Origin of the sequence: Streptomyces sp. NPDC002884 (assembly GCF_040295245.1) — a bacterium.
Lineage (GTDB): Bacteria > Actinomycetota > Actinomycetes > Streptomycetales > Streptomycetaceae > Streptomyces.
Genome location: NZ_JBEOVB010000055.1, coordinates 22,684 through 32,144, shown reverse-complemented (window position 1 = coordinate 32,144; position 9,461 = coordinate 22,684). Strand labels below are relative to the sequence as shown.

General features: G+C 69.8%; 10 protein-coding genes. 9 read left to right on the top strand and 1 reads right to left on the bottom strand.

The window, feature by feature from the left end; translation table 11 throughout:
• Nucleotides 1-117: 117 nt before the first annotated feature.
• The 9 genes from ABT070_RS43615 to ABT070_RS43575 all read left to right on the top strand — a co-directional run bounded on the left by ABT070_RS43615 (nt 118) and on the right by ABT070_RS43575 (nt 7,992).
• A complete protein-coding gene (locus tag ABT070_RS43615; RefSeq protein WP_351768605.1) occupies nt 118-762 on the top strand; it encodes an HAD family hydrolase in 645 nt (214 codons plus the stop codon).
• A gap of 92 nt (nt 763-854) precedes the next feature.
• Nucleotides 855-1,565, top strand: coding sequence for a VC0807 family protein (locus ABT070_RS43610; protein ID WP_451102928.1), 711 nt, complete (start codon nt 855-857; stop codon nt 1,563-1,565).
• 75 nt (nt 1,566-1,640) lie between these two features.
• Nucleotides 1,641-2,879, top strand: a complete 1,239-nt coding sequence (locus ABT070_RS43605) for an MFS transporter (protein ID WP_351768601.1) — start codon at nt 1,641-1,643, stop codon at nt 2,877-2,879.
• Complete coding sequence (locus ABT070_RS43600; RefSeq protein ID WP_351768600.1) at nt 2,830-4,002, top strand: acetoin utilization protein AcuC; 1,173 nt, start codon at nt 2,830-2,832, stop codon at nt 4,000-4,002. The genes ABT070_RS43605 and ABT070_RS43600 overlap by 50 nt, the downstream gene beginning before the upstream one ends.
• Nucleotides 4,003-4,091: 89 nt before the next feature.
• The gene (locus tag ABT070_RS43595) at nt 4,092-4,907 is read left to right on the top strand and encodes a phosphatase (protein WP_351768598.1); all 816 of its coding nucleotides are present in this window, start codon (nt 4,092-4,094) and stop codon (nt 4,905-4,907) included.
• A gap of 134 nt (nt 4,908-5,041) precedes the next feature.
• A complete protein-coding gene (locus ABT070_RS43590) occupies nt 5,042-5,254 on the top strand; it encodes a helix-turn-helix domain-containing protein (protein ID WP_351768596.1) in 213 nt (70 codons plus the stop codon).
• 177 nt (nt 5,255-5,431) lie between these two features.
• Nucleotides 5,432-5,530, top strand: coding sequence for a 30S ribosomal protein bS22 (locus ABT070_RS43585; RefSeq protein WP_003948845.1), 99 nt, complete (start codon nt 5,432-5,434; stop codon nt 5,528-5,530).
• Nucleotides 5,531-5,833: 303 nt separating this feature from the next.
• The gene (locus ABT070_RS43580) at nt 5,834-6,907 is read left to right on the top strand and encodes an NAD-dependent epimerase/dehydratase family protein (RefSeq protein WP_351768594.1); all 1,074 of its coding nucleotides are present in this window, start codon (nt 5,834-5,836) and stop codon (nt 6,905-6,907) included.
• Between the two features lie 14 nt (nt 6,908-6,921).
• Nucleotides 6,922-7,992, top strand: a complete 1,071-nt coding sequence (locus ABT070_RS43575; RefSeq protein ID WP_351768592.1) for a lysophospholipid acyltransferase family protein — start codon at nt 6,922-6,924, stop codon at nt 7,990-7,992.
• A gap of 73 nt (nt 7,993-8,065) precedes the next feature.
• Here ABT070_RS43575 and ABT070_RS43570 read toward each other — a convergent pair whose 3' ends face one another.
• Nucleotides 8,066-9,316, bottom strand: coding sequence for a DUF5667 domain-containing protein (locus tag ABT070_RS43570; RefSeq protein WP_351768590.1), 1,251 nt, complete (start codon nt 9,314-9,316; stop codon nt 8,066-8,068).
• Nucleotides 9,317-9,461: the final 145 nt, after the last annotated feature.

The following is a 9,461-nucleotide window of genomic DNA, read 5'->3' as shown; positions in this document are numbered from 1 at the left end:
GTACTGCAGGGGGGACCCTGTGGGAGAGTAGGACACCGCCGAACAAATATTACGGGAAACCCCCGCACCTTATGGTGCGGGGGTTTTCTGCGTTTGGGCTCGTTTAGGGTCTAGTTCATGCGCTACGACCTGGTGATTTTCGACAACGACGGTGTCCTCGTGGACAGTGAGCCGATCTCGAATCGGCTGCTGGCCGCCTATCTGACCGAGATCGGACACCCCACCTCGTACGAGGACTCCATCCGTGACTACATGGGGTCCGCGATGCATCGCATCCACGACCTGGTCCAGGAGCGCACCGGGCAACTGCTGCCGGCGGAGTTCGACGACACCTTCCACCGGCGGGTGTTCGCCGCCTTCGAGCAGGAGCTGGAGCCCGTGGCGGGTGCCGTGGACGTTCTCGCGAAGCTGGCCGCGGACGGGGTGCCGTACTGCGTGGCGTCTTCCGGGAGCCATGAGCGGATCCGGGTGGGGCATCGGAAGACCGGGCTGGACCGGTGGTTCGAGGACGCGCGGATCTTCAGCTCGCAGGACGTCGGGAAGGGGAAGCCGGCGCCGGATCTCTTCCTGCACGCGGCCGAGCGGATGGGAGCGGCGCCGGAGCGGTGTGTCGTCGTCGAGGACAGTCCGCTGGGGGTGCGGGCGGCTGTGGCGGCCGGGATGGACGTGTACGGGTTCATCGCGATGACGCCGGCCGCGAGGCTCGCGGGCGCCACTCAACTCTTCTCCGACCTGGGGCAGTTGCCTGACCTGCTGATCTGACGGACGTTCCGGTGTGCGGCTGACATTTGTCATGCGTAGCTCCGGACGATCGTTTCTACTGGGGGACCCCTCCCGGCGGCGAAGCTATGGGCATGACGACGAACCAGCACAGGAAGCAGAACGCCTTCGCCCCGCTCCTCGTGGATGTGGCGGTGCCGCTCGGGTCGTACTACCTCTTCAAGGGCGCGTTCGGGATGGGTACCTTCGCCGCTCTCGCCTGGAGCAGTCTGGTCCCGGCCGGGCGGACCGTGTGGAGCGCGGTCAGCGGGCGGACGGTCAACGGGCTCGCCGGGCTCATCCTCGTCGTCAACGTCGTCGGACTGGTACTCAGCCTGGTCTCCGGTGATCCGCGGCTGATGCTGGCCAAGGACAGCGGGGTCAGCAGCACGATCGGGATCGGGATCCTGGTCTCCGTCGCTCTGGGGCGGCCGATGATGACCGCGGCGGTCAAGCCGTTCCTGGTGAAGGGCGACGCGGTCAGGGAGGCGGCGTGGGCGCGGCTGGAGAGTGGCGCGTCGCTCGCGTCGGCGAACTTCCGGAAGCGGGAGCGGGCCTTCTCGGTCGTCTGGGGCGTGGTGCTGCTCGTCGAGTGTGTCGTGCGGGTCGTGGGGGCGTACACGGTGCCGGTGGACACCATGGTGTGGCTCGGGTCCGTGGTCATGGTCGTGGCGATGGGGATCGGCTTCGTGGTCGGCGGGGCGCTCGGCGCCGGGCCGATGGCGGCGATGATCGCCTTCGAGACGAGGGGCACGAAGGCCGTCGGGGCCGAAGCCGAGGTGCCCGAGGTCGTCCTCGCCCGGTGAAGCCGGCAAAGCTGAGGAGAATTCATCTTTGGCTGGATCTACCCACGAGTACGCAGGGGCCCTACGCTCGCCGCCATGACAGAAGTGCTGCGGCGCGGTAGGGCCTCTTTGGCGTTCAGCTTTTTCGCGCAGGGCGCGGCCTTCGCGCTGCTGGTGACCCGGATCCCGGCCATCCAGAACAGGTACGGGGTCTCGGACGCGCTGCTGCCCGTCTTCCTCGCCGCCGTGCCCATCCTGGCCGGGGTCGGCAGTGTGACGACCGAGCAGCTGGTGAGGCGGATACCGCCCAGCCGGGTGCTGCGCTGGTCCCAGCCGGTGGTGCTGCTGGCCCTGCTCGGGGTCGGGGCGGGGCGGGGGACGGCCGAGCTGGGTGTCGCCCTGGCGGTCTTCGGTCTCGCCGTGGGAGCGCTGGACGCCTCGATGAACATGCTCGGGGTGAGTCTTCAGCGGACGTACGGGCGCAGCATCATGCTCAGTTTCCATGCCGTGTACAGCCTGGGCGGGATCGTCGGGGCCTCGCTGGCGTGGGCGGGGGCGCACTGGCATCTCGCGCTGTGGGTGTCGTATCTGCCGGTGGTGGCGGTGCTGTTGCCGGCCGCGCTGGTGGGGAGCCGCTGGTATGTGGACGGGGACGCGGAGGGCGCGGCCGCGAAGGACGGCACGCCGGGGGGCGCCGAGCCGGAGGGCGGCGGTACCGGGGTCGTCTTCAAGCTGTTGCTGCCGTTGTGTCTGGTGATGACCTTCGCCTACATCGGTGACTCGACGGTCTCCAACTGGAGCGCGAAGTATCTCCAGGACGTGCTGGGCAGCAGTGAGCAGCTGGCCACCGTTCCGTACAACGTCTACATGGTGACCACGCTGCTCGGGCGGGCCATCGGGGACTTCGGGGTGCGGCGGTTCGGGGCCGCGGCTGTGGTGCGGCTCGGGGCGCTGGTGGCGGCGGCGGGGTTCGCGGTGGTGGCCGTCGCGCCCGGGGCGTGGGTCGGGATGCTCGGGTTCACGTTCGTGGGACTGGGGTTGTGTGTGCTGGTGCCGCAGACGTTCGCGGCGGCGGGGCGGTTGTTCCCGGGGGCTTCGGATGCGGCGATCGCCCGTCTCAACATCTTCAACTACGTCGGGTTCCTGATCGGTTCGCCGTTGGTGGGGGCGCTGGGGGACGCCTGGACCTACCGGGGCGCGATGGTGGTGCCGATGGTGTTGGTGCTGGTGACCTTGGTGTATGCCCGGTCGTTCGCCGCTCAACCGGACCGATACGGTGGCGGGCATGAGCGGCCGCGCACAGCTGATGTGGGACGAGGCAGTAACGGGCTATGACTTCGGGCCCGAGCATCCGATGGATCCGGTTCGGCTGGACCTGACCCGGAGGCTGGTCGGTGCCCTGGGGCTCGACCGGGAGGTGGACGTCGTCGCGGCGAAGCCCGCCGGGGAGTCGACGTTGCGGCTCGTGCACCGGGAGGACTACGTCCAGGCCGTCAAGGCGGCGTCGGTGGAGCCGGCGTCGGCGGACCAGGCGTACGGGCTGGGGACGATGGACGATCCGGCCTTCGCCGGGATGCACGAGGTGTCCGCTCTCATCGCCGGGCTGTCGGTGGGAGCCGCGGAGGCCGTCTGGCGCGGGGAGGCGCTGCACGCGGTGAACTTCGCGGGCGGGTTGCACCATGCGATGCCGGGTGGTGCGTCGGGGTTCTGTATCTACAACGACGCTTCGCTGGCGATCGCCCGGTTGCTGGAGCTGGGGGCCGAGCGGGTCGCGTATGTGGACGTGGACGTGCATCACGGGGACGGTGTGCAGGCGGCGTTCTGGGACGACCCGCGGGTGCTGACGATCTCCCTGCACGAGCATCCTCGTACCTTGTTCCCGCAGACCGGGTGGCCGGAGGAGACCGGTGGGGAGCGGGCGCAGGGGTCGGCGGTGAACGTCGCGCTGCCGGCCGGGACCGGGGACGCGGGGTGGTTGCGGGCGTTCCACTCGGTGGTCCCGGAGCTGATCGCCGATTTCCGGCCGGATGTGCTGGTGACCCAGCACGGGGCCGACACGCACTTCGAGGATCCGCTGGCTCATCTCGCGGTGTCTCTCGACGCGCAGCGGGCCGTGCAGGTGGCCTGTCACGATCTGGCGCACGAGTACGCCGGAGGCAAGTGGGTCGCGCTGGGCGGGGGCGGGTACGCGGTGGTGGAGGTGGTGCCGCGGTCGTGGACGCATCTGGTGGGGGTGGCGGCGGGGGTGCCGGTGGCGCCGGAGACGGTGATTCCGGAGGGGTGGCGGCAGGAGGTCTTCGCCCGTACTCGGCAGTTGGGGCCGGTGCGGATGACCGATGGGCGGTGGCCGGTGGAGTGGGCCGGGTGGGAGTCGGGGTACGACCCCGCGGATCGGTTGGACCAGGCGGTGCTGGCCACGCGGCGGGCGGTGTTTCCGTTGCGGGGGTTGCTGCCGTAGGGGGTGCGCCCGGTGGGCGCTTACGCCAACTGTGCGGTGTTGGTGCGGTTCTGCCGCGGGGCGGGGTTTCGTCCGTCAGCATCGCTTCTGTGTTGAGTTCCGGGGCGCTTCGGGCGCATCTGCTTGCCGCGCGGCTGGCCGGGGCGGTGGCCACCTCCCGGGAGGAGAGTCTGCGGAGTTATCGGCTCTTCGCCGCGCGTGATCCGCGGGTGCTGATCGGGCTTGATCCCGAGTGGAGTTGGGGGCAGCGGGATCTGATCGCGCTGATGGCCGACAAGTGTGGAGTTTCGGCCGATCCCGGCTGCGTTTCCGGGCATGATGTGATCGATCCTGAGCGCACGCTGGCCGCGCTGGACGCCTTCGCGGAGCGGCTCGCCTCCGTCGCCCAGCGTGGCGCGCCGGTGCTGCTGGGCACCGGGCATCCGCATCGGCTGCTGGGGTTCTACGCCACGGTCGCGGACGCTTTGTCGGCGGCGGGATGTGATGTCCTCACCCCGGCGCAGGGTCACTGTGTCGACATAACGACCCGGTTCGGCCTACGCACACACCACCTCGACTACGTACGGGGAGTCGCGGTCGTACGGGAGGCGGGTGCCGAACGCGCCGGTTGTGCGACCGGTGCGCACAGTCATTCGCCGCTCCCGGTTCGGGTCGCGCTGGCGGCGGCGGCCGAGGGCGGGGGGCCGCTGCCCGAGTTGGTCATCGGGGACCACGGATGGGTCTGCGGGGCAGGTCAGCTGGGGTTCGAGGCCATCGGGCTGGCGGACACCGACGACCCCGCGCTGTTCGTGGGGGAGGCCGAGGGAGTCGTCTCCGTCGTCGTTCCACTTGATGACGCCGTGCGGTCCGCTTACTACAGGCCGCTGACCCGCTACGTACTCAATCGAGCGTGTCTGTCACAGTAGGCCGCTGATGGGTGCACCTCTTCCCCACTCGCATCACCCGCCCCTACATTGGGGAGTGAGCACGCAACGACGAAGAGTCACCGGAAGGGGAAGCCGGTGGCCGTCGAGTCGAGTGCGGAAGGTTCAGGTGTGTCATGGGTGCAGCCGGCGATAGGCCTCTGAACGAGGTTCAGTTCCTTACCGTGGCGGAAGTCGCCTCGGTGATGCGAGTGTCGAAGATGACCGTGTACCGACTGGTGCACAGCGGTCATCTGCCCGCGATCCGGGTGGGGCGGTCCTTCCGCGTCCCCGAGCAAGCGGTGCACGAGTACCTCCGCGAGAGCTACGTGGGGGTGGAAACCGCCTGATGGCCGAGGCCTGTCCGACAGGGCAGGCCCGGGGTGGGGCCCGGCCTCAGGACCGTCTCGGGCCCCTCCCGCCCCTCGATTACGACCTCAGCGCTCGGGCGGGTAGGCTAGCCCCTTGAAGGTCGTGTGGGCCCATGGCGCCCAGCACCGAGTGATGAGAAGTGAGCGAGGGTAGTCGTGGGCTCTGTTATCAAGAAGCGGCGTAAGCGGATGGCCAAGAAGAAGCACCGCAAGCTGCTCAAGCGCACGCGCGTTCAGCGTCGCAACAAGAAGTAAGCGCGAGCGGAAGTAAGCGCAAGCACTTACTTCGCGCGACGCGAGCCGCGTAGGCGTGGTGTGGCCCCCCACCGTGTTATCGGTGGGGGGCCACACGCATATCCGGGCGCCCGTACGGTCGGCTGAACGCCGTGCGTATGCCTGGACGTGCACCATGGCTGATCTGGTCGTATGACCGAAGAGATCTCGTCACTTCGTGCATCGGGCGGTCATCACAGCGCAACATCGACCCGCTAAGTTGGCCCGCAGACGGGAACACGGCAGGGCAGCCGGCGGTCCCAGTACGGAAGGAAGGCGCTGATCTTGGGAAAGGTCGTGCTCGTTACCGGAGTGGCCCGTCAGCTGGGGGGCCGGTTCGTACGGCGGATCCAGCGTGACCCACAGGTGGACCGGGTGGTCGCCGTGGACGCGGTGCGGCCCGAGCACCATCTCGGGGGCGCCGACTTCATCGAGGCCGACATCCGGCAGCCCACCATCGCGCGGGTGCTCGCCGAGACCGGTGCCGACACCGTCGTCCACCTGGACGTGACGGCGACCGCGTTGGGCAGGGGGAGCCGGACCACGGTCAAGGAGACCAACGTCATCGGGACCATGCAGCTGCTCGGCGCCTGTCAGAAATCGCCGAACGTGAAGCGGCTGGTGGTCAAGTCCTCCACCAACGTCTACGGGTCCGCGCCGCGTGATCCCGCCGTGTTCACCGAGACGACCCCGCCCAAGTCGCTGCCCAGCGGCGGCTTCGCCAAGGACGCCGTCGAGGTCGAGGGGTATGTGCGCGGGTTCGCCAGGCGGCGGCCCGATGTCGCCGTGTGCGTGCTGCGGTTCGCCAACATCCTGGGGCCGACCGCCGAGACGCCGCTCGCCTCGTACTTCTCGCTGCCCGTGCTGCCCACCGTGCTCGGCTACGACCCGCGGCTCCAGTTCGTGCACGAGGACGACGTGATCGAGGTGCTGCGGATCGCCTCGCACGAACCGCGGCGGGGCACCCTCAACAGCGGCACCTTCAACATCGCCGGGGACGGGGCGCTGTTGCTGTCGCAGTGTTCGCGGCGGCTCGGTCGGCCCACCGTGCCCCTGCTGCTGCCTGCCGTCACCTGGGCGGGGTCGCTGGTGCGTACGCTGGGCATGACGGACTTCTCGCCCGAGCAGATCCGGTTGCTCACCCACGGCCGGGTCGTGTCCACGGTCCAGATGCGCGAGACGCTGGGGTTCACGCCGCGGTACACCACGGCGGAGACCTTCGCGGACTTCGCGCGCAGTCACGGACCCGGACTCCTGCCGCCCGAGGCCGTTGCCGGAGCCGTCGACCGGATCGCCGCGCTGTCCCTGCCGGGCGGCGGCCACGCCCCGGTCCACCTCCCGACGCAGAGCGCCAACTGAGGAGCGCATCAACGATGGCGGATGCCAAGGTCATTCCGTTCGACGACGACCGGTCCCGGGGGAGCGCCGTCACGCGGCCGCCCCGGCGCCGGGGCGCGGCGAGCCGGCGCCGGAACGGCGAGCCCGCGCCGGTCCGGGAGATCGGCGAGGCCGGCGAGGTCGGTGAGGTCCAGCCCCTGCCCACCAGGGCGGCTGGGCAGGATGATGTTCCTGTGACGGGTGAGGAACGGCTGGACAAGGACGCGGGCGGCCTGGAGCGGCGGATCGCGGGCGGGCTGTCCTTCCTGCGTCGGCGCCTCACGGGCGACTACGAGGTCGACGACTTCGGCTACGACGAGGAACTGACCGACCAGGTCCTGATGTCCCTGCTGCGGCCGCTGTACGAGAAGTACTTCCGGGTCGAGGTGAAGGGCGTCGAGAACATCCCGGCGGAGGGTGGCGCGCTGATCGTCGCCAACCACTCCGGGACGTTGCCGTTGGACGGCCTGATGATGCAGGTCGCCGTCCACGACCACCACCCGGCGGGCCGGCACCTGCGACTCCTGGCCGCCGACCTCGTCTTCGTGCTGCCGGTCGTCAACGAGCTGGCCCGCAAGCTCGGGCACACCCTCGCCTGTGCGGAGGACGCCGAACGGCTGCTCGGCCAGGGCGAGCTGGTCGGGGTGATGCCGGAGGGCTTCAAGGGCATCGGGAAGCCCTTCAGCGAGCGCTACAAGCTTCAGCGGTTCGGCCGGGGCGGCTTCGTCTCCACGGCACTGCGCCAGGGTGCTCCGATCATCCCCTGCTCGATCGTCGGGGCCGAGGAGATCTACCCGATGATCGGCAACGCGAAGACGCTGGCACGGGTGCTCGGCTTCCCGTACTTCCCGCTGACGCCGACCTTCCCGTGGCTGGGACCGCTGGGCGGGATTCCGCTGCCGACGAAGTGGACGATCCAGTTCGGCGAGCCGATTCCGACGGACGGCTACCCGCCGGAGGCGGCGGAGGACCCGATGCTCATGTTCAACCTGACGGACCAGGTACGCGAACAGATCCAGCACACGCTCTACAAACTGTTGGTGCAGCGGCGGTCGGTGTTCTTCTGACCCGGGCTTCGGGCACGGCTGTGGGGGCGCTCCTCTTTTGAGAGGGGCGCCCCCACAGCCGTACGGGCTTGTTCTACTCCGCGTCCTCGCTGTCGATGCCCAGGCCCGGGAGCAGGCCGGGGAGGAGGGGCGGGAGGGTGACGTCGGGTTGGGTGCTGGGGACGATGGTGGTCGGAGCGTTGCCGCCGGTCTCCTTCGGGGGGTCCAGAAGGCCGCCGGTGTTGCCGCCGAGCAGGCCGTCGTCGGAGGTGCCGGAGGTGGACGACTTGCTGGGGCTTCCGGTGTCGGCGCCGGTCCCGTCGGTCGGGGCGTGGCCGGTACCGGTGCCGGGGGTGGTTCCGCGGCGGTCGGTGTCCGAGGTGCCGGTGGACGCCGAGCCGGAGCCCTCACGGGTGCCGCCGCCGCCCGGGGCGGGGGGCCGCGGGAGGAGGGACTGCAGCGGGGCGACCTCTTCGTCTATGGCCTCGAAGACCGACGAGACCTGCTGACTGACGTCGCCGAGCTGGACCGGCAGGCGGTCGCGCAGGGCGCCCCAGACCTCGCGGTGCGAACGGGAGAACGCGTCGAGGGCCTGGATGGGTCCCAGGGAGTTCGGGTCGCGTTCGTACGCCTCGTGGAGGAGCCGGTGGCCTTCCGACGCGTCGTGCTGCATGCCGTTCAGGGCGCGTCGGATCTCGCCGAGGGACTCGTGGTCGAGGTCGCCGCTGCGGCCTCGCTCCATGAGCCGACGAGCCTCGCTGAGCCGGGTGGAGGCCTGGTCGAGATAGGTCCGGCCGCGCTCGTCGTCGCCGTCGGACAGATAGTTGAGCTTGAAGTCCTCGATGCCGCGCTTCAGTCCGTAGAGCCCGTCGCCCGGGAGGGCGTCGGAACTCGCCGCGGCGACGCCGCCGAAGGCACCCGCCGCGACGCCGACGCTGAGGCCGCCCGCGGTGAGGCCCTTGGCAAGGCGGGAACGCGGTCGGAACTTGCCCAGGGGACTGGCCCGGTGCGTGCCCCTGGCCCGGGGGGAGCGTTGCTCCGGTACCGAAGTGTCCGCCGCTTCGCCTCCCGCGGTGCCCGCTTGCAGCATGGCCTCCATAGCGGCGACCAACTGGGCCCGCTGGACGACCTTGACCTCGGGATCGAACTCCGGTTTGGGCAGCTCGGCGAGACTCGTGGCGAGGGCCAGAAGACGGCCCTGCCCGGTCTGGTCCGCAGCGGCCGACGCCGGCGGTGATCCTTCGGTCTGCTCGGCCGCCGTGCCCTGGGAGGAACAGTCGGACTGTTCCTCCCAGGCCTGGGCGAAGGCGTTCGCCCGCCGGTGCGCCGATACGTTCGCGATCACTGGCGGCACCTCCTCTCGTCATGACGGTCGACTCCCCTGGGGTCCTGACGGTTGCACGGCCTGGACCGGATCCACACGATCGAGTGATCGGGGTCGGCCAGGACGTGACCACAGGGAGCCTGTATCCCGCACAACGACTGGCGCG

Bases quoted from the DNA above. Each gene is read 5' to 3' on its own strand.
- ABT070_RS43615 (WP_351768605.1), top strand. From the start codon at position 118: ATGCGCTACGACCTGGTGATTTTCGACAACGACGGTGTCCTCGTGGAC.
- ABT070_RS43610 (WP_451102928.1), top strand. From the start codon at position 855: ATGACGACGAACCAGCACAGGAAGCAGAACGCCTTCGCCCCGCTCCTC.
- ABT070_RS43605 (WP_351768601.1), top strand. From the start codon at position 1,641: ATGACAGAAGTGCTGCGGCGCGGTAGGGCCTCTTTGGCGTTCAGCTTT.
- ABT070_RS43600 (WP_351768600.1), top strand. From the start codon at position 2,830: ATGAGCGGCCGCGCACAGCTGATGTGGGACGAGGCAGTAACGGGCTAT.
- ABT070_RS43590 (WP_351768596.1), top strand. From the start codon at position 5,042: ATGGGTGCAGCCGGCGATAGGCCTCTGAACGAGGTTCAGTTCCTTACC.
- ABT070_RS43575 (WP_351768592.1), top strand. From the start codon at position 6,922: ATGGCGGATGCCAAGGTCATTCCGTTCGACGACGACCGGTCCCGGGGG.